The organism is Salinivibrio sp. SS2 (genome assembly GCF_001722075.1).
GTDB lineage: Bacteria > Pseudomonadota > Gammaproteobacteria > Enterobacterales > Vibrionaceae > Salinivibrio > Salinivibrio proteolyticus.
On record NZ_MEBP01000079.1, the window covers coordinates 1 to 20,774 of the forward strand.

Below are 20,774 nucleotides of genomic sequence, written 5' to 3' on the forward strand. Positions count from 1 at the left end.
ACTGATCGGCATTAAGCATTGAATGCTCGCTTTTCCTTTGAGCGTGATTGATTACTCAATCAAGCCAGCTTCACGATAGTAGCGTGCTGCGCCGGGATGAAGCGGTGCAGACAAGCCATCTTTTACCATTTCTTCTTTCTTCAGATTCGCAAAGGCAGGGTGCAAACGGCGGAAATCATCGAAGTTCTCAAACACCGCTTTCACGACGTTGTAAATCACGTCGTCTGGTACTTGAGTCGATGATACAAAGGTCGCACCGACACCGAACGTAGTGACATCGCCATCGTTACCACGGTACATGCCACCTGGGATCACGGCTTTACGGTAGTAATCACGGTCAGCAATCAGCTGTTTAGCAGCATCGTTCGCCACTTCCACTAGCACGCTATCACAGGCGGTAGTCGCTTCTTGGATTGCGCCACTTGGGTGGCCGACTGTGTAGACCATGGCATCAATTTTATTGTCACACAATGCCTTGGATTGTTCCGCCGCCTTTAGCTCAGAGATTTGGCCGAACTTGTCCATATCCCAACCCATTTGGTCCATCAATACTTCGATGGTACCGCGTTGACCTGAGCCTGGATTACCAATGTTGACGCGTTTGCCAGCCAGATCATCAAAGGTTTTAATCCCTGCGTCCGCACGTGCGACCACAGTAAAGGGTTCAGGGTGGATCGAGAAGACCGCGCGCAGATCTTTGAACTCGCCTTGGTCTTTAAACTTGCTGGTGCCTTTGTAAGCGTGATATTGCCAGTCAGACTGGGCGATACCCATATCTAGCTCGCCAGCACGGATAGTATTGATGTTGTAAATAGAACCGCCCGTACTCTCTACTGAGCAGCGAATACCATGGTCATCTTTGCTTTTATTGACCAGACGGCAGATTGCACCACCCGTAGGGTAATAAACACCAGTAACACCACCGGTACCAATGGTCACAAACTGATTTGCTTGAGCGGTTGCTGCGGTTCCTAGTGCAGCGGAAAAGCTGAGCGCAATCAGAGTTGGTTTCATCGCTTTCATGCTTAAGATTCCTTTTTAGTTAGAGGTTGCTATCCGGGCGCACCCTCGAAGATGGTATGACACTCGATGCAAATATGACAAAAAAGTGTCACCGCGCTATTTTTTCAATCTTTTAACAATATTTGCAAGCAATAGTATTGGGTTAAAACGACTGGGTCATGGTTTGCCTCAATGCTTGTACAGGTTTAGTACAATATCCCAGCTTTTCCAGCGTGTTGCGCAGTTGTGTGATCTGGTATGCGTTATTGGGGGCTGCGCGACCATGGACATCGAAGGTGTTGTTTTCAAAACCAATCCGCATATCTCCTCCTAGCAAGGCAGCCGTGGTTAAACAGGAAAGCTCACGCTGGCCAAATGCACAGACAGACCACGGAACAGTGTCATCTAAGTGACGAGCTTGATACATGGCGACGATATCTTCCGGTGTGCCTCTGGGAGGCGTTCGGTCGCGGCCCGCAACAAAAAGCAGGTGATGACCTTGCGAGGGAAGAATGTCTTGTTCTCGCAACGCGTAATAGCGTGCCAATTCTTGAGGGTGATAGAGAATAAACTGACTGTAGATGCGCGCCTCCACTGTCCAAGCAAAAAAATCTTTCACGGCTTGGTGAGCCGGTTGATGATCAGGAACAAGCTCTCTGAGCGCAAAGGAAGCGGCCTCCGGTTTGACGGCTCGGATCAGAGCCATTTGTTGCTGGGGAGAATAGCGGCCCACGGCTTCGGTGGTGAGTTGAATCACCATGCGATCGCCGACGGCATCCATCACTTGCTGATATAGCGTTTGGTTTAGCGCGGGATCAAGGCTATGAGCCCCCTGTGTATCTCGGGCGTGGATATGTGCCATGGTTGCGCCTGCCTCTGCACATTCGTGCAGGCAGTGAATAAGCTGTTCGCTGGTGACAGGCACACTCGGATGGTGTGAGGGCTGTAAGCGTGCACCATTGGGGGCAACCATGATCGTCCTTGCGTCTTGCATTCTTTTCCCCTCGTCTATCAATGTATCGTTATTGAGAAGGCAAGCACATCTCTAATGTTAGTGCTAACTTGTCGGTGATGGCCGCGATATGAGTTGATTCAATGATATAGGGCGGTGCGAGTAAGATGTGATGCCCCTGCTTACCATCAATGGTACCGCCCATGGGATAACACATCAGCCCGTTATGCATGGCGGTGTGTTTTATCGTTTGATGGAGCGCGAGATCAGATGAAAAGGGACGTTTACTGGTTTTGTCTGCTACGAGCTCCAACGCGACAAACAGTCCACGTCCGCGAATGTCGCCGACAAAAGGGTGTGAATCAAACTGATGATGTAGCGCCGTTTTAAGCGCCTCACCTTGTTTTTCCGCCGCGTCAACTAATCCTTCTTGCTCAAGTGTGGTGAGTGTTGCTAAGGCAGCGGCACATGCCGTTGGATGAGCCATAAAAGTATGGCCGTGTTGAAAAAAGCCTGACCCAGATGCAATCGCTTCATAGACTCTATCCGTGACTAAGGTCGCGCCAATGGGTTGATAACCGGCAGCCAGCCCTTTAGCGATGGCAACAATATCTGGAACGATGCCTTCATGCTCAAAGGCGAAAAAACGCCCAGTGCGTCCCGTACCGCACATGACTTCATCGAGGATCAGCAAAATATTGTACTGGTCGCAGATCGCGCGGATACGAGAAAAATAGCCAGCTTCTGCGGTCAATGCACCGGCTGTCGCGCCCACCACAGGTTCTGCGACAAACCCAATGACGGTATCTGGGCCTTTTTCTAACAGCATGGCTTCAAGCTCATTGGCCACCCGTTGACCATACTCGTAAGCGGTCTCATCGGGACCTTGATCGCGATAGGCGTAACAGGGGGCAATCAGACTGGTATCCATCAATAAAGGCGCAAATGGAGCACGTCGCCACGCATTCCCTCCCACAGACAAGGCGCCCAAGGTGTTGCCATGATAACTCTGTCGCCGAGCAATAAAATGTTGGCGCTGGGGCTCGCCGACTTCCACCCAGTACTGGCGAGCGAGCTTGAGGGCGGTTTCCATTGCCTCAGATCCACCACTGACCAAGTAAGCATGGTTGATGGAAGAAGGGGCAAGATCAGCCAGCTTTTCGGCAAGTGCTTCACTCGGTGCGGAGGTAAAAAAGCCGGTATGCGCATAAGGAATAGCATCCAGTTGACGGTGGATAGCCTCTAACACGGTAGGGTGGTTGTGCCCAAGGCAAGAGACGGCTGCGCCTCCGCATGCATCGAGATACTCGTTACCTTGAGTGTCGATTAAGTACATCCCATTACCACTGGCAATGGTAGGGGGAAGATGATGACAGTGACGGTGAAAGACATGACTCATACGAGGGCCTCAATGCAAGCGTGATAACTCAGTATGGTGAACTTGTGTTTTAAACCGCAAAGGATATATTTTCACCAGGCATGCAAAAAAGGAATGGAATGATGAATGTGCGTTTGCCGTCGATGCGCTCTCTTCAAACACTGATTGCGGTGGCTCAAACAGGAAGTTTTTCAGAAGCCGCGAAGGTATTGCATGTCAGCCAAAGTACGGTGAGCAAGCAAATACAGCAGCTCGAAGAAGGAATTGGTCAACCACTTTTTGAGCGACATGCTGGGGGAGTAAGACTCAACCGAGTCGGAGAGCCTTATTTAACTATGATATCGGCCAGCGTCAATGATATCGCCAATGCCACGGCGCAAGCGCGTCAGCAAAGTGCAAGGCATGAGTCCGTCAGCTTATTGGTGCCGCCCTCGTTTGCTAGCCTTTGGTTGATCCCTCAGTTGCCAGCGTTTAAATCGCAGCATCCTGATATTTCTGTGGTGGTCAGTGCCAGTGACTATGTGCCCCAAGGGAAAGAGAGTGAACTGGATATTTTAATCCGCTGTCAGCCTCATCAGCAGGCAGGCGCGCAAGGAGTCTGTTTGATTCACGAACACTTATCGCTTGTTGCATCAGTGACCTTGCTACCAGAGCCTTTGGATCGGACCGCGTTGTTATCGGAGGTGCCGGTTTTATCTCATTTGACGCGCCCTTCACTGTGGGAGCAATTTTGGCAACAATTTGGGCTGGCTGACAGCAATCCGCAATACGGAGCGGGGTTTGAGCACTTTTTTATGGCGCTTGAAGGCGTAAAACAACAGATGGGGATGGCGTTAATCCCTACCTTTATGGCCTCAGCCGCCCTGTCAAACGATCAGATTGTGAATCCGTTGGGGTTAAGTATCGATAGCGGCTATGGCTATTATCTTTACAGCGCGCGATATAAGCAGCGCTCACCAGCGGTTATGCACGTGATCAATTGGTTGTATGATGCCCTCAAAGGGGATCCGGCTAGACATCCCATTAGCAAGTCGGTATAACGCCTGTCTGCGCGATCAATGAAGACTATGGTTATGACACAATCCCTATCAGAATCTTATCTGCAACGTTTTGGCGGTACGGCTCGTTTATATGGACGCCGTGCGCTTGAGGTGTTTCACCAGAGCCATATTTGTGTCATTGGTATTGGTGGCGTGGGGTCGTGGGCAGTGGAATCGCTGGCACGGACAGGGATTGGGGCCATCACACTGATTGATATGGATGATGTGTGTGTCACTAACACCAATCGACAAATTCATGCTTTGAAAGCGACCATTGGGCAAAGCAAAAGCGAGGTGATGGCCGAGCGTGTGGCGGCGATCAATCCAGAATGCCAAGTGACTGTGATTGATGATTTTATCTCGCCGGATAATATTGCCGAGTATATCGACAAGCGCTTTGATTATGTGCTTGATGCTATCGATAGCATCAAGCCCAAAACAGCCTTGTTGGCTCACTGCAAGCGGCACAAAATCAAAGTCATTACTGTAGGTGGCGCGGGGGGACAGATCGATCCCACCCAGATCCAAGTGGCGGATTTGACTAAAACGATTCAAGACCCACTCGCGGCGAAGCTGCGTAACAATTTGCGTCGCTTTTACGGCTTTACTAAGACTCAAGGTCGAAAATTTGGGATTGACTGTGTCTTTTCAAGCGAGCAACTCAAATACCCACAACCTGATGGCAGTGTCTGTGAAAGCAAGACATCTGCACAAGGACCGAAGCGAATGGATTGTGCCAGTGGTTTTGGTGCGGCAACCATGGTGACGGCCAGTTTCGGGTTCGTCGCGGTGTCGCGCATTTTGCATAAATTGATCGAGGCGGATAAACGACGCCAAGCCGATTAACTACGGCTGCTCGGCGGGGATGCCGATCAGCCCATACTCTCCCATACGAAACGCACTCCAAGCGCGCTGATAGTCACCGCTCATCTTTAACTGGCGTAATCCTCGATTGAACTGACTGACCCACAGTGCGCTTTGGGGGTGTTGACGACTGAATAAGACATGTAATGGAGTCACTCGCAGCGGCTTGGGATGAAATGTGATGTGACGACTTTCATCGTTGCGAAGTTGATTACGCACCACGTCATGGATGACGTATTGATTGCCGATAATCACATCACTTTGACTGGTTAGTAAGCTTTTCACCTTCTCGAGCTCGTTCGGGTATTTGTGGATGATGACTCTGCCACCCTCTTGATTAAAGGTTTCCAGCATATTGTCTTCAATATAGTCTTCGCTAATACCGACGTTGAGACCATTGAGGCCCTCTAAAGACTGCCAATCGAAGTAGCGATTTTTGAGGTGGAAAAAGACCACAGACTCAGTATAAATGGGGGCTGAATAAATAAAGTCGCGCTCTCTTTCTGGGGTATAGCCCCAACCAACCGTGCCGTGTGCTTTCCCGGTTTGTGCCTCTATTTTGGCTTGCTGCCAAAGGACAAACTTGATCTCTATCTCCATGCCTTGTCGCTTGCCAGCTTCTTTGACGATATGCGCTAACACCCCTTGATGTGCTAATTGATCAGAAATAAATGGACGGTAGTCGCCAGACGTGAGCACCAAATTTGGCGTGGCAACACCAACCACCGGGAGGGTGAACGCGAATAAAATGATTAGCCATCGCCACATAACAACTCCTGAGTCAACGGACGTTTACCAAAACCAATATCGATAAGTCTTCAATTGAGACTATTCGGACATTTTTTGCCGTCGAAATTGATTCCAAACTGCTTGATAGCGACCATCCATTTTTATGCGTCGTAACCCTTTATTAAATGCGCGGGAATGATCGTAGCCCTGTTCAATCTGACGACTAAACAGCACATGTAAGGGAGTAACGCGAAAGGGACGAGGATGATGCGTCAACTGACGAGCTTGCTCAGCACTGAGAGCCGTTTGAATGATGTGCTGCAAAACATCTTTGTTGCCTAGCGCGAGATCGATCTGGTTATTTAGTAACGCGTGGAGTTTGTCTTCTTCTTTGGCAAATTCTTGTAACTTCACATCAATACCGGATTTTTGTAATTGGCTCAGTGTCTTGACGTCGATATATCCAAGGCCGACACCGACCGCAAGACCGGCTAAATCCTCGGGCTTTGACCAATCGAATGCTTTATCTCGGAGATAAAAGAAAACGGCACTTTCGGTATAAATGGCATCTGAATAGATAAAATCCAGTGCGCGCTCTTCGGTGAAAGCCCAGCCAACCGTACCGTCCCACTGGCCTTGCTGAGCCAGCGCCATCGACTCATGCCAAGGAAAATAACCAAAAGACACATCGAGATTAGCTTCTTCGGTGGCCAACACAATAATTTCAGATAATGGGCCTTGGTTGGGGAGGTGTTGCGAAATAAAAGGAGGGTATTCACCCGACGCCAGGCGGAGTGATTGCGCATGCGTGAGCATTGGAAGGAGCAGCAACAATGCGCATCCCCATTGCACCATCAGCCTCATACTGCCTCCTGATCGTTCTCGTGACTATGAGAGGAGTATAGTGCAGGAGAAATAAAGTGGCGGCGCCGTCGCGCTCTATGAGCCACAATTGCGCCGCCATTCTTATTATTGAGACAGTAGTTGGTTAAGCGTTAGCTTCTTCAGGTTCAGGCTCTGCTTTTTCCTCTGTGTGAATCGGCAAAACCTGACGAACGTATTCACCCGGCGCCGCATAAAGAACCGGATAGTTCTCAGAGCCGATCGCATAAGGCTCTACCTGTTCCTCTGGGCTATAGCTTCGCAGCCATTTCTCCCAATGCGTCCACCAAGAACCCGTGTGATGTGACGCGTTATCGAGCCACTCATCGGCTGAATCAGGCAGACTATCGTTGGTCCAGAATCCGTACTTTTTCTTCACAGGGTGGTTAACAATCCCCGCAATGTGACCAGACTCACCCAACACAAAGGTTTTATTGCCACCAACATTCAGTGCACCGCGATAGGTGCCTTGCCATAGGGCAATGTGATCTTCTTTGGTCGAGATGAAGTAGCTTGGCACCTTAATCTTGTTGAGATCAATCCAGACGCCACCGACTTTGACCCCTTTGTCTTGCACCAATTTGTTTTCAAGATACAAATCGCGCAGGATAAAATTGTGGGTTTTCGCCGCCACGTTGGTGCTATCGCTATTCCAATACAACAAGTCAAAATCAACGGGACTATTTCCCTTGAGATAATTCTCAATGTAATAGTTCCAGTACAGGCTGTTTTCACGAAGCAAGCTAAATGTGACGCTGAGTGAGCGGCCGTCCATATAACCACGCGCTGTATTTTGTGCTTCAATCGCTCGGATCAGGCTGTCATTGATATAGGCACCAATTTCACCCGGCTGAGAGAAGTCGAGCAAGGTGGTAAAGAAGCTCGCCGACTTGATGCGCGCCTTCATGCGTTTCGCGGCATAGTAAGCAATCGTGCAGGCCAGTACGGTGCCACCGATACAGTAACCCACGCCGTTAATCTGCGACTGTCCTGTAATTTCTTCGATAGCACTAACCGCTTTGACAGTGCCTCGCGTCACATAGTCTTCAAAGCCTATCTCTGCTTGCTCTGCAGAAGGGTTACGCCATGACATCAAGAACACGGTATGGCCTTGTTCGACCAGCCAGCGCACTAGTGAGTTTTTCTCACGTAAGTCGAGAATGTAATACTTATTAATAAACGGAGGCACCACCAAGATGGGGGTCGCGTGTACTTTCTCCGTCATAGGACGATATTGGATGAGTTCAAACACCTCATTCTTAAACACCACATCTCCTGGGGTGTTCGCTACATCGTCACCGACACGGAAGGCATTGTTGTTGGTCATGCGCACTTTCAAAATATCGGCGCTTGACTCCATGTCTTGTTTTAGCTGCTCCATACCACGAAGTAGGTTCTCGCCCTGAGATTCCAGTGTCATTTTCAACAGTTCAGGGTTGGTCGCGATATAGTTGCTTGGCGCCATAGCGTTAATCGCTTGACGTGAAAAGAAAGAGAGACGCTCACGGGTTTTTTCATCGAGGCCTTCAATAGCATCGATGGTTTGCATGTAGGTGCGCCCGAACAGCAAGTAAGACTGCTTGATAAAGTTGTACAAGACGTCTTCTTGCCATGCTTTGTCTTTGAAACGCTTGTCATCTCGCTCTTCGCTGACGACCTCTTCGGTATTGTCGCGCGCGAGCATGGCGTTTTGCCAAATTTGAAGTTGTTGTTCCCACCACTGCATTTGTACCTGTAAAAGTGCAGCGGGTTGTTGAGCCGCACCTTCCAGCAACTGAGCAGTGTCTTGCAGGCTAATTTCCTGCATGGCTTGGTTGAACGGTGTGTTTACGGCTGCCTTGCCCTGCTCAAGATCCTGCCACCATTGCTGGTTTTGTTCTTGCAGCCTGGCAAGGTAGTCCGAAAAGAAGTGATGAAACATAGTCTTGCCCTCTTAAACGGATAAACACCACAAAGGCCTGCTACCCACAAGGCAGCAGGCGCTGTTGTAGTGGCCTTGCCCTTATGCTGGGGTGCCAGTTTTCATGTTTTCGGCAGTCAACTTGTCGATATCTTCTTTGAACTCTTTGGCGATGTTTTGCAGCTTGGTGCTGTCATCCATCATTTGCTGAGACAGTTTTGTCAGCGCAGAAAGCTGCTGGCTGCTGAATGACGTCAGTGTTGATACGTCTTTCACTTCGCTTGCCGCTTTCATTTGCTCCAGACCTAGCTGGCTGTATGTGCGCATGGCATTCATTTGCAGCTCGGTAAGAGTTTCTACGTTTTTGGCTACCAATTTGTTGAAGTTAACGTATGGAGCCAAGGCTTTTTCAGATTGCTCAGAAAACGCTTTAAACATATCTGTGTACATGGTGTATCTCCTGATAGTGTTGTCTGGGATAGTTCCCAAGGTCGCAAATGTCCATTTACGCTTGTGTACGCTTGATAACCAAAGCCGTACCCATGCCGCCGCCAATACACAAAGAAGCGACGCCATAGGTTGCGCTTCTTCGGGTCAGCTCGTGTAGCAGTGTGACCACAATCCGGTTACCAGACGCGCCAAGAGGGTGGCCAAGTGCAATGGCACCGCCATTCACGTTTGCACGCTCCAATAAAGCATCCGGAGTGATTTGATGGTGTTGTGCTAATTGATGAACCACACCGAGCGCTTGGGCTGCAAAGGCTTCATTCAGCTCAAACAAATCGATGTTGTCGATAGTCAGGTTGGCCTTATCGAGCGCGGCATTGACCGCACCAACTGGACCAAGCCCCATAATGCTCGGGTCAATACCGTGCTGCGCGTAAGCAGTAATTTCAGCAAGCGGTGTCAGGCCGTGTTTGGCGACGGCAGATTCAGAGGCAACAATGACGGCACTGGCGCCATCGTTGATGCCAGACGCATTGCCTGCAGTGACCGTTCCTTCTTTATCAAAAGCTGGACGTAGCTTGGTGAGTCCTTCTAACGTGGCATCAGCCTTTGGATATTCATCGGTATCAAAGGTGAGTGTTTGCTTACGTTGTTTGACTTCAATGGGCACAATTTCTTGCTTGAAATGACCCGCTTCGATTGCCGCAATCGCTTTTTGCTGACTGCTTAGTGCGAAACTGTCTTGTTGCTCACGGGTAATCCCGACTTCTTTGGCAACGTTTTCGGCTGTCACGCCCATGTGATATTGGTTGTACACATCGGTAAGGCCATCATTGATGAGCAAGTCTTTCATCGCAAAATTGCCCATCTTTTGTCCGGTGCGTAGATTGCCTGCCGCCGCAAACGGGATCTGTGACATGTTTTCCACCCCCGCAGCGACTACAACCTGTGCGTCTCCTGCGCGAATGTGCGTCACAGCATCCATAATTGACTTCATGCCACTGCCGCAAACCATATTGACAGAATAGGCGGGCACGCTAGCTGGAATGTCTGCGTAAATGGCGGCTTGACGGCCAATACCCATGCCTTGTCCTGCACTGACCACATTACCGACGATGACTTCATCGACAGCGTCGCCACTGAGCGATCCAGCCTGTAGTGCGCCTTTGATTGCATGAGCGGCCAATTGACCTGCTGGGATATCTTTTAGCGAGCCTGAAAAGGCGCCAATAGCAGTACGTTTTGCTGCTACGATATAAATGCGTTCCATCATCGTTCCCTGATTTATTGCATGTATAAGCCGCCGTTTACCGACAGCGTTTCACCTGTAATGTAAGCACCTGCATCGCTGGCGAGATAGGTCACAGCCGCGGCGATTTCTTCAGGTTTAGCAAGGCGTTTCATCGGTATTTGATTGGTGATGGACTCTAGAACGTCATCACGCATGGCGGTGACCATAGGTGTTGCTGTGTAGCCAGGGGCCACCACGTTGACGGTCACGCCGGCGCGAGCACCTTCGGCAGCCAGTGACTTACTGAAGCCCATCATGCCGGCTTTGGCTGCAGCATAGTTGGCTTGGCCGAACTGGCCCTTTTGGCCATTAACCGATGAAATATTAATGATACGTCCGCCGCCTTTTTCACACATCGCGGCGAACAAAGGTTGGGTAACGTTAAAGAGGCTATTGAGGTTGGTATTAATGACGTCATGCCATTGGGTGGCATCCATCTTTTTAAAGACGCTATCGCGCGTGATGCCTGCGTTATTCACGAGCACATCGACAGTGCCTTCTTCTTCAAGCAGTTTGGCGATACGTGTTGCACACTGCTGAGTATCTGTGACATCGAGTTCAAAAAGGCGCACTTGCTCTGAATTGAAGCCTTTCTCTTCAAACCATTCTTGAGCGCAGCTTTGGCCGCCGGTGAAGTGGGTCGCAATCACGCGGTATCCTTCTTGAACCAATTGTTCTGTGATCGCTGAACCAATACCGCCTTTTGCGCCGGTAACTAATGCCAGTTTCTTCATGTATGACTCCATTCACTACAACAAGCAAATTAAACGAGATGCCTGAAGCCGCATCTGGAACCACTCACGCCAGAATTACAGTCATCCTTATTGTCTGTGAGTAACAGCAAGACCTATGCCAATAATGATTAATATCTTCTGTCACTGTTGCTGGGCAGTCTATCGTTAAGGTGTGACCCTTTTATGACCGCCGATAATTAACCTAACGAATCTGAGAAATTACGCAAAGTAAAAACGCGTTCTTTTATCTATTCGAGATCTATGTCAATGATTAACCGCAAAAATGAAATCAAATGTAAATGATGTGTTTGTTTTTGGTTTTTTATTTGATCGATTATTAGCAGTTATAACGACTCAATTATTGGCAATGTTATCGATTGCATTTGGGCGGTCTTAAGATAGCTTAGTGGCTAAATATGAATGGATTATTAGGCAATTGAGTGGGTGGGTAAACAGGCTTTTTGCTGTGTTTATTGTTGCTATCCGCCTGTTTACGCTTGATTATTTAATCTCGGAATGGATATGTTGCACGATGGCGTGCAAGCCATTGGTGCGTGATTCACTGAGGTGGTGTGCAAGCCCGGCTTGCGAGAATACCGCATTTAAATCTAGCTGAGCGATCTGTGCGTGGTTTTGGCCGTTCACACAGGCGAGAACCACGGCTAGCAGTCCTTTTACAATACGCGCATTGGAGTCGGCGGCAAAGTAGTGCGTTTCCGCGTCTTTGTGGTGCAAAAACCACACATCACTTTCACAGCCCGATACTTGGCTCGCAGCCTGTTTTTGCGCGTCAGTGAAGGTCGGTAAACGTTTTCCCCAGATAATAAGCTGGCGATATTTGTCTTCCCAGTTGGTGTGTTGTGCCAGCATCTCGGCAACGGTGTGTTGGTCGAGCTCACTGCCAAATGGGTGAGAGGGTAAGTCCATCGTGAATCCTATTAATTAGCGATTAAACACCGAGTAAATATAACGTTTTATCCAGTGCCGTCAGGAAGCGGTCAATGTCTTCTTGGCTATTATAGGCACCCAACGATACACGGACTGTGCCCTCTACATTGAGCGCCTTAATAAACGGATGCGCACAGTGATGGCCCGAACGCACCGCGATATTTTGTTGGCCGAGTAGCTCAGCAATGTCCGCGTGGTGCTCGCCATCCACCACAAAAGACACCATAGTACTATGCGGTTGTGGACAGATAAGCTGAATGGCAGGACGTTGCTTCAGCCCCTCGACAAGAGCTTGATAACAGGTGCTGAGATGAGCGTCTATTGCGCGCAAGTCATATTGTGTTAACCATTGGATGGCGGCTGCCAGTCCAATCGCTCCAGCCGCATTTGGGGTGCCGGCCTCAAAGCGAGCAGGGATCGGGGCGAGAGTATGCTGCTCAAAGCTTACGTCAGTGATCATCTTGCCTCCGCCGTGAAAAGCGGGCAGTGCGGCGAGGCTATCTTGTTTGCCATAAAGTACGCCAATCCCGGTTGGCCCGTATAGTTTGTGGCCGGAAAACACGTAAAAGTCTGCATCAAGCTCGGCCATGCTGATGGGGTCATGAACCACACCTTGTGCACCATCAACGATCACAATTGCACCATAACGATGCGCCATGGCGGTCATCTTTTCGATAGGATGGCGGGTACCCGTGACATTGCTGACATGGCTGACGGCAACAATCCGCGTGTGAGTATTCAGTGCTTGTTGGTACGCATGTAAATCGAGCTGACCGGTGTGTGGACAGCAGGGGATTTTGACTAAGGTCGCGCTAGTGCGTTCACAGACTAATTGCCATGGAATCAGGTTGGCATGGTGCTCCATTTCACTGACCAAGATTTCATCCTGCGCAGTGAAATGTTGGCTCAGGCTGTAAGCCAATAAATTGATCGACTCGGTAGCTCCTCGGGTCCAGATGATCTCGTTGGGTTTAGCATCAATAAATGCCGCCACATCCCGACGCGCTTGTTCGAACTTCTCGGTCGCAGTGAGTGACGCTTGGTGCTGGCCGCGATGCACATTGGCTAACGGCGACGCATAAAAATCACTGATGGCATCAATCACTGCTTGGGGCTTTTGTGCTGTTGCGGCACTGTCGAGGTACACCCAGTCCGGATTTTTGCAGGCAGGAAATTGGGCGCGTAGTGCGTGAATATCGAAATGTTGCGTCATAGTACGAGCTGTCCAAACTGAATCTTACTTATGATCCCTATCTCTTGGCTGGAACTCAAGTAACTTTATCGCTCAGAGGGCGTATCGCGCGGATAGGCGTTATCAAACAGACAAAAAAAAGCACTGAGCAAAGCTCAGTGCCAACAAATATGTAATGACAGACAATGTCAAAATACAGGAAGTTAAAAGTGGTAGATACGACTACCTGTCTAACCAGTGTTAGACAAATGCAAACACAACATCGCAACCACGGAAACAGTCTTAAATAGAGAGACGTCACTTGTGGATGCGGGGTGCACTATAGGAGGTTGCTGGTATATCAGCAATCGACAATTTATAATGCCAACGATTAGAAAAACTAATAACTAGAGGTGAGCTGTTTATGGCAAGGCGTCTCCCACCGCTGAACGCGCTTCGAGTGTTTGAGGCCGCGGCGCGACATTTAAGCTTTACACGGGCTGCCGAAGAGCTTTTTGTGACTCAGGCTGCAGTTAGCCACCAAATCAAAGCGCTGGAAGAGTTCCTTGGCCTTAAGCTCTTTCGGCGTCGCAACCGATCTTTGCTGCTAACCGAAGAAGGTCAGAGTTACTTTCTTGATATTAAAGATATTTTTTCCGAGCTTTCCTATGCGACCGATAAAGTATTGGAGCGAAGTGCGAAAGGGGCGCTCACCATTAGTCTTCCGCCGAGTTTTGCTATTCAATGGCTAGTCCCGCGTTTAGCTGATTTCAATAAAGCGCATCCCGATATCGATGTTCGGATAAAAGCAGTTGATTTGGAAGACGGATCACTGACGGATGATGTGGATGTGGCTATTTACTACGGCCGAGGGAATTGGTCGGGGCTACGTTGCGATCTTTTATACCAAGAGTGCCTACTGCCGGTTTGCTCACCCTTGCTGCTCGAGTCCGGTAAGCCGCTGACTTGTCCTGATGATCTCAAACACCATGTGCTACTGCATGACCGCTCACGCAAAGAGTGGAAAGCATTTGCGAAAGCGCATCAACTGACGGATATCAATTTGGAACATGGGCCTATCTTTAGCCACTCTTCCATGGTGTTACAAGCGGCAGCCCACGGCCAAGGTGTCGCACTAGGTAATAATGTGTTATCTCAACCTGAATTGGCTTCGGGACGACTTGTGCATCCCTTTGAACAAGTGCTCAAAAGTGACAATGGCTTTTATTTGGTTAGCCAACAGCGTGATGCGGAAACCGGTCGGATTGCGGCATTTCGAGAGTGGATGCTAGAAACGGCTGCGAAAGAGCAGGAGAAGATGAATTTATGACAGAACTTTTGATTGATGGTGAGCAGACAGCAACGGATTGGATTATTTTTGCTCACGGTGCGGGCGCGGACAAAGATCATGAATTTATGGCCGATATGGCAGCACGATTGAGCGAGCATACTTGTGTGGTACGGTTTAATTTCCCTTACATGGATAAGCGAAAAGTCGATGGTAAAAAACGCCCGCCAGACCGTGCGCCTGCTCTGCTGAGCTGTTTTGAAGCTGTGATTGAGCAGGTGAATGGTCTGCGTCCTGCGACCAGCCGTTTATGGCTGGCCGGTAAATCGATGGGGGGCAGAATGGCCAGTCATTTAACCGAAAATCCAAGTGTTTCAGGTGTCCTCTGTTTGGGTTTTCCGTTCCATCCGCCGGGCAAACCTGAAAAATACAAGGGCGAACATTTAGCGTCAGTCACTCGTCCTGTATTGATTTTGCAAGGTGAGCGAGACACCTTTGGCCGCCAAGAAGAGGTGGTGAGTTATTCACTATCGCCCAGTGTCGAGGTCGCGTTTTTGCCCGATGGCGATCATAGCTTTAAACCTCGCAAAGCCTCGGGACTGACAGAGATGCAAAATCGCCAAACCGCCGTTTCGCATCTGTGTCAGTTTATTCACCAACAAGGAGCAAATTGATGAGGCGTCAGCATTGGCTTATCTCAGGGGCGCTCGGTGCCGGATTAGCGGTGGCGCTCGGCGCATTTGCCGCACATGGCTTGAAAACGACGCTCAACGACTATGAGCTCGCGATTTTTAAAACCGGCGTCAATTATCAAATGTGGCACAGTTTGGCGTTGTTGTGTCTTGGGGCGGTTGCGCCTCAACTGCCTGAGCGCTGTGTAGTTACAACGGGTATCGCATGGTGGGTCGGGATACTCTGTTTTAGTGGCAGCTTGTATCTTTTGGCATTGACACACATGACTTGGCTCGGGCCTGTCACCCCGCTCGGTGGGCTAAGCTTTTTAGTCGGCTGGGGCGCATTGGCGTTTGGAGCATGGCGCGCGGGTCGCCAGTAAACCAAAATCGTCAGGGTTGGCATTTCTTTCCTAACCGTTTGGCATATATAATGCGCAGCTTGTTTTTTGTCACGGTAATCGTGACGGTGACCCAAACCAGAGGAAGTCATGAATCAGGTTTTGCTTTACTGTCGTGCAGGGTTTGAAAAAGACTGTGCGGCGGAAATTCAACAAAAAACCACTGAGATGGGTATTTACGGATTTCCGCGAGTGATTAACAACAGCGCCTATGTGCTGTTTGAATGCTACCAAGACGGTGAGGCTGAGCAGATTGTCCGTGATCTGCCGCTCGATTCCCTGATCTTTGCCCGGCAAATGATTGCGGTGACCGCATCGCTCTCTGATCTGGATCCGGACGACCGAATTTCTCCGATTTTGGCTGTTGCGGATGCACTGCCCAAAGCGGGAGACTTACGAGTGGAGACGCCGGATAATGACGAGGCGAAAGCCTTATTGAAGTTTTGTCGTAAGTTCACCGTTCCATTGCGTCAGGCACTGCGAAAGCAGGGCGCGATGTTAGCAAAAGACAATCCTAAAAAGCCGGTTATTCATCTTTGCTTTATCGCGCCGGGGACATGCTTTGTGGGTTACTCATTGACCACCAATAACTCACCGCATTACATGGGCATCCCGCGCATGAAATTTCCTACCGATGCGCCGAGTCGCTCGACTTTAAAGTTAGAAGAGGCGTTCCATCACTTTATTCCTAAAGAAGAGTGGGATACGCGACTCGCGCCCGGATTATGGGCGGTCGACTTGGGGGCTTGTCCCGGCGGGTGGACTTACCAGTTAGTGAAGCGTTCGATGTTTGTGCATGCGGTTGATAACGGCGCGATGGATGAAAGCTTGATGGAAACTGGCCAAGTATTCCATCATGCCGAAGATGGCTTTAAGTTTGAGCCCACGAGAAAAAATGTGACTTGGTTGGTCTGTGACATGATCGAAAAACCTTCCCGCGTCGCTCAACTCATGGGGGAGTGGTTGATTGCAGGATGGGCGAAAGAGGCCATGTTCAACTTGAAGCTTCCCATGAGCCGTCGATATGAGCAGGTTTCTTATAACCTCGACACCTTGGGTGAGTTTTTAAAGCAGCACAACATTCCCTACGAGATGAAGGCGAAACACCTTTATCACGATCGTGAAGAAATCACCGTGTACTTGCGTCGTGTAAAACGTCAACACTCGTTGAATGGTTAGGCACTGACTGTGGTCGGTTGAAAGCGGATATCCTGTAGGTTAAAACCCAGTGGGATATCCGTTTTTAGTTGTGCCACGGCCTTACATTTGCGTGCGAGATCGTGGTGACCATCTAACTTCTTCGCCCACTTATCAGCCAGATCGTTAGCCGAGAGTATGGCGTCCAAATTACCGTACTGGGACAGTAAACTGGTTGCGCTTTTCGGGCCAATACCCGGTACGCCGCTGATCTCACTGCTGCTGATGCCGGCGAGCCCCCAAAAATCACACAACTGTTCAGGGCGAACGCCAAAACTCTTTTCCACAAATGCTAAATCAAGCCAGCGATGTTGGAAATAATCTCGCACCCGCAATGTGGGCTGTAAGAGTTGGCAATAGCCTTTATCGGTGGAAACAATGGTGACTTGCTCGCGATGAGCCGCGACTTTTAATGCGAGCGTTGCGATCATGTCATCGGCTTCATCCCCTTGTGAGAGCAAGGAGTCTACACCACGCTGCCAGAATGCATCTTGAATGGTGTCCAACCCTTGTTCGAGGTCGGAAGGCATGGGTTTCCGGCCCTGTTTGTACTCAGGCAGAATATCGGCACGCCAACCACGATCTTGGCCGGTATGATCGAAAACGGCAACGATATGGCTGGGCTCACTGTGACTGATGATTTTATCGAGTGTTTTCAGGCAGGTCTGTGTGGTTGCCTCAAGGGTATGAGTGTCGGGCTGGGCGGCATGAACGCGACGGATCAGGTTCATGGCATCAATGATAACAACGTGAAGCTTGGACATAGACTTAACCGGTAACAATGAGCAGCATGCTGCCCATTGTACCAGTTTACACGGGTGGGCAAAGCCGCCCGATGGGATTAAGAGACGATTTGATAGCAAGGCACATACTCAGTGCCCGGCAATTTCATTCGTTGCTGATCGACAAAGCTTTGCAGCAGCTTATCCATTTTCGCCATCAGCACTTTATCGCCGTCAATTTTAAACGGGCCATGTTGCTCAATGTTGCGGATCCCCTCATCTTTAACGTTACCTGCCACAATGCCTGAAAACGCTTGGCGCAATGCTGATGCCAGCAGTTCAGGACGTTGATTCATATGTAGATTCAGGTTCGCCATGTTGTCATGGGTCGGTGCAAAAGGCAGTTGGAATTCTGGCTCGATTTTGAGTGACCAGTTATAGGAATATGCATCTCCAGTAGCTTTACGGTGTTCTTTTACCGCCGGCATCGCATTTTTCATTAAACGCGCGGCTTTGGCCGGATCGTCAATCACAATTTCATAATATTGGGTCGCTTGGTCGCCAAGGACTTCGCGAATGAAGGTGTCGATATTGCGGAAATAGTCTTCGCTTTCTTTTGGCCCAGTTAGCACAATGGGTAGTGGTTGTTCACGGTTCTCTGGGTGCATCATGATACCGAGAATGTAGAGCAGTTCTTCTGCGGTCCCTGCCCCGCCAGGGAAGATAATAATGCCGTGGGCGATACGGACAAAAGCTTCAAGGCGTTTTTCGATGTCAGGCATGATCACTAGTTCGTTGACCATGGGGTTCGGTGGCTCCGCGGCAATAATAGATGGCTCAGTGAGACCGATGAAGCGACTATCGTAGATACGCTGTTTCGCGTGTCCAATCGCGGCGCCTTTCATTGGCCCTTCCATCGCGCCGGGGCCACATCCTGTGCAGATGTCTAGTTCACGTAACCCCAGCTCATGACCAACCTCTCGGGTGTATTGGTACTCAATATCATTGATTGAGTGACCGCCCCAGCAGACCACGAGATTAGGATCGACCCGCGGCCGCAGTGTTTTTGCGTTGCGTAAAATGCCGAATATCAGGTTGGTGATATGGGGAGAGCTGGTAAGGTTAAGTGTCGGGCTGTGCTCGAGCTGAACATTGACATGGATAATATCGCGCAAGACGGAAAACATATGCTCTTGAATACCGCGAATAATTTTGCCATCGACAAACGCATGATCGGGGGGATTGACCAGCTCTAGTTTGATCCCCCGCTCGCGACGCAATACGCGGATCTCAAAGTTGGTATGCTTTTCTAGCAAGGCTTTGGAGCTGTCGGTGTGGCTGCCTGAGTTCAGAACGGCCAGTGAGCAATTTCGATAAAGTCGGTATAAGTCGCTGCTTGCACTCGCTTTAAGACGATCGACCTCGATTTGAGAAAGCAGGTCCATGGTGCCGATAGGGCTAATGTGTGTGATCATAGCGACAACCTCTTGAAGACAAATTAGGAAGGGCAGAGCGGTGCTATAAAAATCAGTGTGTTAATTAAAAATACACACAGGTTGGCAGATTGACCAGAAAAAATTAACACCAAATGATTTGGTTGCGACCGGCGTTTTTCGCTTGATAGAGGGCTTGGTCGGCACGCTCAAGCACATGCGTTGGCGTGTCTGAGCCGGAGAACAGCGTGGCGCCAATCGATGCTGTAATCGAAACGCGCTGGTTTTTGAATTTCAGTGGCAACTGACGAATGGTATGACTCACATTCGCCAAAATGTCGGTTCGAGTTTTTTCATCCGCATCAGGCAGTAAGACCACAAACTCTTCGCCGCCAAAGCGAGCGATAAAGTCGGTATCACGCAGACACTGATAAATACTGCGCGCGATAATCTTGAGGGCCTTATCACCGACAAGGTGACCGAATTGGACATTCACCTCTTTGAAGTGATCGATGTCGATCACCGCGAGACAGAAATCATGCTGATATTTGCGCCATAGACGGTATTCATGCTCCAGACGGTCGTGCAACGCTGCGCGGTTGTATACACGGGTGAGCGGATCGAGTAACAGCTTACGCTCTTGGTCGCCCAAGCGGCGTCTTTGATCCATGGTTTGCTCGGCGACCGCGTTCAGTTGGTTTTGATTGTGCGCCAATTGCTCAACCAAAGACTGCTCGCGGTTTTTTAGTGCTTCATTCTCGTCGGCGAGCGCTTTGAGATCGGCCAGCGCATGCGCTAACGAGCGACTTAGTGCAGTGGCATCGGCGCTAGGTGCACTCAGATCGCGTTCAATGTTAGCGATAGTGCCACCCAGCAAGGTATCAATACGCTGGTGGTCTTGGCGCAGGCTATGGGCATGATCGTAGGCGCGGGTATTTTGTTGACTGATCGCAATCAGATTATCATTCACTTGCGCGAGAAATGCTTGCGAGGCCCGCCGTTCGGCGTGTGTCGCCTCAAGGATAAGCTTGAGCGATTCTAACGTGAGTGCAATGATGGTCGCAGGTGAGAGTGCGTCGAGTAGCTGCTGACGAATATCGAGCAAGCGTTGACCTGCCTCCCCGTCGAGATCAAGTTCAGTGATCAGGTTTTGCAATTCATCGGCAACACGGCGAATTTGATCCTGTTCGAGGGTGGTCTCCGAGTGTCGAGCGCTGGGACGTACCGCTTGCAAAGTGACAGCGCGCTCATACAGTTGGAGTAACTTGATCAACTGCTGGGTGCGGGGGGGTTGATCGTCCGCCGGCTGAGATAAAAGATCGCGCAAATCGCGCTTCAGTTGTGCCGGTAAGCCGGGTACGCGCTTTAGTGTTTCGCCACAGGCATGAAACTGCGCACTAAGATGCGACTCGACTTTCTTTTGTGTCATATCGTGCTGACCCACCATGCGTTCTATAATCGCTAACCGCGGGATCAGAGGGCTGACATCCTGCGTAACATGTAACAGCTCACGGAATTCAGCCAACTTTTTATCGAGTAGCGAGCTTTTTCCGGTACAGGTTGCGACAAAGCGAGTCACCAAGCGCTTGAGAATATGGATCTCACGACGTGATTTTAAGGCCAAGTCCCGATACGCGTATGGCGTATCTTCTTGGACCGCAGACGCGGTGCCTGCCGTTACCGGCTGTGGATTGGACTTATTCATTTCTCGGGGATACACCTGA

General features: G+C 49.9%; 20 protein-coding genes. 6 read left to right on the top strand and 14 right to left on the bottom strand.

Annotation, left to right across the window (positions count from 1 at the left end; all coding sequences use genetic code 11):
* Nucleotides 1-51 precede the first annotated feature (51 nt).
* The 3 genes from BGK46_RS08665 to BGK46_RS08675 all read right to left on the bottom strand — a co-directional run bounded on the left by BGK46_RS08665 (nucleotide 52) and on the right by BGK46_RS08675 (nucleotide 3,353).
* Nucleotides 52-1,023, bottom strand: coding sequence for a TAXI family TRAP transporter solute-binding subunit (locus tag BGK46_RS08665; protein WP_069588547.1), 972 nt, complete (start codon nucleotides 1,021-1,023; stop codon nucleotides 52-54).
* A 142-nt stretch (nucleotides 1,024-1,165) separates the two neighbouring features.
* Nucleotides 1,166-1,996, bottom strand: a complete 831-nt coding sequence (locus tag BGK46_RS08670) for a 3-keto-5-aminohexanoate cleavage protein (RefSeq protein ID WP_069588548.1) — start codon at nucleotides 1,994-1,996, stop codon at nucleotides 1,166-1,168.
* A 28-nt stretch (nucleotides 1,997-2,024) separates the two neighbouring features.
* The gene (locus BGK46_RS08675) at nucleotides 2,025-3,353 is read right to left on the bottom strand and encodes an aspartate aminotransferase family protein (protein WP_069588549.1); all 1,329 of its coding nucleotides are present in this window, start codon (nucleotides 3,351-3,353) and stop codon (nucleotides 2,025-2,027) included.
* A 98-nt stretch (nucleotides 3,354-3,451) separates the two neighbouring features.
* Between BGK46_RS08675 and BGK46_RS08680 the strand changes: the two genes are divergently transcribed.
* Together BGK46_RS08680 and tcdA are read left to right on the top strand one after the other, a co-directional pair.
* Nucleotides 3,452-4,372: a LysR family transcriptional regulator gene (locus tag BGK46_RS08680; RefSeq protein ID WP_168174069.1), complete on the top strand. Its 921-nt coding sequence runs from the start codon at nucleotides 3,452-3,454 to the stop codon at nucleotides 4,370-4,372.
* Nucleotides 4,373-4,399: 27 nt separating this feature from the next.
* Nucleotides 4,400-5,218: a tRNA cyclic N6-threonylcarbamoyladenosine(37) synthase TcdA gene (gene tcdA, locus BGK46_RS08685; RefSeq protein ID WP_069588552.1), complete on the top strand. Its 819-nt coding sequence runs from the start codon at nucleotides 4,400-4,402 to the stop codon at nucleotides 5,216-5,218.
* On the opposite strand, the gene BGK46_RS08690 is transcribed toward tcdA, so the two are convergent.
* The 8 genes from BGK46_RS08690 to BGK46_RS08725 all read right to left on the bottom strand — a co-directional run bounded on the left by BGK46_RS08690 (nucleotide 5,219) and on the right by BGK46_RS08725 (nucleotide 13,380).
* Entirely contained in the window at nucleotides 5,219-6,004 is a 786-nt protein-coding gene (locus BGK46_RS08690; RefSeq protein WP_069588554.1) for a substrate-binding periplasmic protein, read from the bottom strand.
* Nucleotides 6,005-6,064: 60 nt separating this feature from the next.
* Nucleotides 6,065-6,829 carry a substrate-binding periplasmic protein gene (locus BGK46_RS08695; RefSeq protein ID WP_069588556.1) on the bottom strand — a complete coding sequence of 255 codons (765 nt, stop codon included), beginning with the start codon at nucleotides 6,827-6,829 and terminating at the stop codon, nucleotides 6,065-6,067.
* 124 nt (nucleotides 6,830-6,953) lie between these two features.
* Entirely contained in the window at nucleotides 6,954-8,768 is a 1,815-nt protein-coding gene (locus BGK46_RS08700) for a class I poly(R)-hydroxyalkanoic acid synthase (protein WP_069588558.1), read from the bottom strand.
* An 81-nt stretch (nucleotides 8,769-8,849) separates the two neighbouring features.
* Nucleotides 8,850-9,197 carry a phasin family protein gene (locus BGK46_RS08705; protein ID WP_069588559.1) on the bottom strand — a complete coding sequence of 116 codons (348 nt, stop codon included), beginning with the start codon at nucleotides 9,195-9,197 and terminating at the stop codon, nucleotides 8,850-8,852.
* A 55-nt stretch (nucleotides 9,198-9,252) separates the two neighbouring features.
* A complete protein-coding gene (locus BGK46_RS08710; RefSeq protein WP_069588560.1) occupies nucleotides 9,253-10,464 on the bottom strand; it encodes an acetyl-CoA C-acetyltransferase in 1,212 nt (403 codons plus the stop codon).
* A 14-nt stretch (nucleotides 10,465-10,478) separates the two neighbouring features.
* On the bottom strand, nucleotides 10,479-11,219 hold the full coding sequence (locus BGK46_RS08715) for an SDR family oxidoreductase (RefSeq protein WP_069588562.1): 741 nt from the start codon (nucleotides 11,217-11,219) through the stop codon (nucleotides 10,479-10,481).
* A gap of 501 nt (nucleotides 11,220-11,720) precedes the next feature.
* Complete coding sequence (csdE, locus tag BGK46_RS08720) at nucleotides 11,721-12,146, bottom strand: cysteine desulfurase sulfur acceptor subunit CsdE (RefSeq protein ID WP_069588564.1); 426 nt, start codon at nucleotides 12,144-12,146, stop codon at nucleotides 11,721-11,723.
* 22 nt (nucleotides 12,147-12,168) lie between these two features.
* Complete coding sequence (locus BGK46_RS08725) at nucleotides 12,169-13,380, bottom strand: aminotransferase class V-fold PLP-dependent enzyme (RefSeq protein WP_069588565.1); 1,212 nt, start codon at nucleotides 13,378-13,380, stop codon at nucleotides 12,169-12,171.
* Between the two features lie 382 nt (nucleotides 13,381-13,762).
* Here BGK46_RS08725 and BGK46_RS08730 point away from each other — a divergent pair, with 382 nt between their 5' ends.
* The 4 genes from BGK46_RS08730 to rlmM all read left to right on the top strand — a co-directional run bounded on the left by BGK46_RS08730 (nucleotide 13,763) and on the right by rlmM (nucleotide 16,877).
* On the top strand, nucleotides 13,763-14,668 hold the full coding sequence (locus BGK46_RS08730) for a transcriptional regulator GcvA (protein ID WP_069588567.1): 906 nt from the start codon (nucleotides 13,763-13,765) through the stop codon (nucleotides 14,666-14,668).
* On the top strand, nucleotides 14,665-15,300 hold the full coding sequence (locus BGK46_RS08735) for an alpha/beta fold hydrolase (protein WP_069588568.1): 636 nt from the start codon (nucleotides 14,665-14,667) through the stop codon (nucleotides 15,298-15,300). Before BGK46_RS08730 ends, BGK46_RS08735 begins: the two co-directional genes overlap by 4 nt.
* Nucleotides 15,300-15,680, top strand: coding sequence for a DUF423 domain-containing protein (locus BGK46_RS08740; protein ID WP_069588571.1), 381 nt, complete (start codon nucleotides 15,300-15,302; stop codon nucleotides 15,678-15,680). The genes BGK46_RS08735 and BGK46_RS08740 overlap by 1 nt, the downstream gene beginning before the upstream one ends.
* Before the next feature lie 108 nt (nucleotides 15,681-15,788).
* Nucleotides 15,789-16,877 (top strand): 23S rRNA (cytidine(2498)-2'-O)-methyltransferase RlmM, encoded by a 1,089-nt coding sequence (gene rlmM / locus BGK46_RS08745; RefSeq protein ID WP_069588573.1) that lies wholly within the window; start codon nucleotides 15,789-15,791, stop codon nucleotides 16,875-16,877.
* On the opposite strand, the gene xni is transcribed toward rlmM, so the two are convergent.
* From xni to BGK46_RS08760, 3 genes are all read right to left on the bottom strand, one after another.
* Nucleotides 16,874-17,659 carry a flap endonuclease Xni gene (xni, locus tag BGK46_RS08750; protein ID WP_069588574.1) on the bottom strand — a complete coding sequence of 262 codons (786 nt, stop codon included), beginning with the start codon at nucleotides 17,657-17,659 and terminating at the stop codon, nucleotides 16,874-16,876. The genes rlmM and xni overlap by 4 nt on opposite strands.
* Nucleotides 17,660-17,736: 77 nt before the next feature.
* The gene (ppnN, locus tag BGK46_RS08755; protein ID WP_069588576.1) at nucleotides 17,737-19,092 is read right to left on the bottom strand and encodes a nucleotide 5'-monophosphate nucleosidase PpnN; all 1,356 of its coding nucleotides are present in this window, start codon (nucleotides 19,090-19,092) and stop codon (nucleotides 17,737-17,739) included.
* A gap of 103 nt (nucleotides 19,093-19,195) precedes the next feature.
* Nucleotides 19,196-20,755 (bottom strand): GGDEF domain-containing protein, encoded by a 1,560-nt coding sequence (locus BGK46_RS08760; protein ID WP_069588577.1) that lies wholly within the window; start codon nucleotides 20,753-20,755, stop codon nucleotides 19,196-19,198.
* Nucleotides 20,756-20,774: the final 19 nt, after the last annotated feature.

What these genes read in the sequence shown, in the direction of transcription:
- BGK46_RS08665 (WP_069588547.1), bottom strand. Translation starts at nt 1,023, where the DNA reads ATGAAAGCGATGAAACCAACTCTGATTGCGCTCAGCTTTTCCGCTGCA.
- BGK46_RS08670 (WP_069588548.1), bottom strand. Translation starts at nt 1,996, where the DNA reads ATGCAAGACGCAAGGACGATCATGGTTGCCCCCAATGGTGCACGCTTA.
- BGK46_RS08675 (WP_069588549.1), bottom strand. Translation starts at nt 3,353, where the DNA reads ATGAGTCATGTCTTTCACCGTCACTGTCATCATCTTCCCCCTACCATT.
- BGK46_RS08680 (WP_168174069.1), top strand. Translation starts at nt 3,452, where the DNA reads ATGATGAATGTGCGTTTGCCGTCGATGCGCTCTCTTCAAACACTGATT.
- tcdA (WP_069588552.1), top strand. Translation starts at nt 4,400, where the DNA reads ATGGTTATGACACAATCCCTATCAGAATCTTATCTGCAACGTTTTGGC.
- BGK46_RS08690 (WP_069588554.1), bottom strand. Translation starts at nt 6,004, where the DNA reads ATGTGGCGATGGCTAATCATTTTATTCGCGTTCACCCTCCCGGTGGTT.
- BGK46_RS08695 (WP_069588556.1), bottom strand. Translation starts at nt 6,829, where the DNA reads ATGAGGCTGATGGTGCAATGGGGATGCGCATTGTTGCTGCTCCTTCCA.
- BGK46_RS08700 (WP_069588558.1), bottom strand. Translation starts at nt 8,768, where the DNA reads ATGTTTCATCACTTCTTTTCGGACTACCTTGCCAGGCTGCAAGAACAA.
- BGK46_RS08705 (WP_069588559.1), bottom strand. Translation starts at nt 9,197, where the DNA reads ATGTACACAGATATGTTTAAAGCGTTTTCTGAGCAATCTGAAAAAGCC.
- BGK46_RS08710 (WP_069588560.1), bottom strand. Translation starts at nt 10,464, where the DNA reads ATGGAACGCATTTATATCGTAGCAGCAAAACGTACTGCTATTGGCGCC.
- BGK46_RS08715 (WP_069588562.1), bottom strand. Translation starts at nt 11,219, where the DNA reads ATGAAGAAACTGGCATTAGTTACCGGCGCAAAAGGCGGTATTGGTTCA.
- csdE (WP_069588564.1), bottom strand. Translation starts at nt 12,146, where the DNA reads ATGGACTTACCCTCTCACCCATTTGGCAGTGAGCTCGACCAACACACC.
- BGK46_RS08725 (WP_069588565.1), bottom strand. Translation starts at nt 13,380, where the DNA reads ATGACGCAACATTTCGATATTCACGCACTACGCGCCCAATTTCCTGCC.
- BGK46_RS08730 (WP_069588567.1), top strand. Translation starts at nt 13,763, where the DNA reads ATGGCAAGGCGTCTCCCACCGCTGAACGCGCTTCGAGTGTTTGAGGCC.
- BGK46_RS08735 (WP_069588568.1), top strand. Translation starts at nt 14,665, where the DNA reads ATGACAGAACTTTTGATTGATGGTGAGCAGACAGCAACGGATTGGATT.
- BGK46_RS08740 (WP_069588571.1), top strand. Translation starts at nt 15,300, where the DNA reads ATGAGGCGTCAGCATTGGCTTATCTCAGGGGCGCTCGGTGCCGGATTA.
- rlmM (WP_069588573.1), top strand. Translation starts at nt 15,789, where the DNA reads ATGAATCAGGTTTTGCTTTACTGTCGTGCAGGGTTTGAAAAAGACTGT.
- xni (WP_069588574.1), bottom strand. Translation starts at nt 17,659, where the DNA reads ATGTCCAAGCTTCACGTTGTTATCATTGATGCCATGAACCTGATCCGT.
- ppnN (WP_069588576.1), bottom strand. Translation starts at nt 19,092, where the DNA reads ATGATCACACACATTAGCCCTATCGGCACCATGGACCTGCTTTCTCAA.
- BGK46_RS08760 (WP_069588577.1), bottom strand. Translation starts at nt 20,755, where the DNA reads ATGAATAAGTCCAATCCACAGCCGGTAACGGCAGGCACCGCGTCTGCG.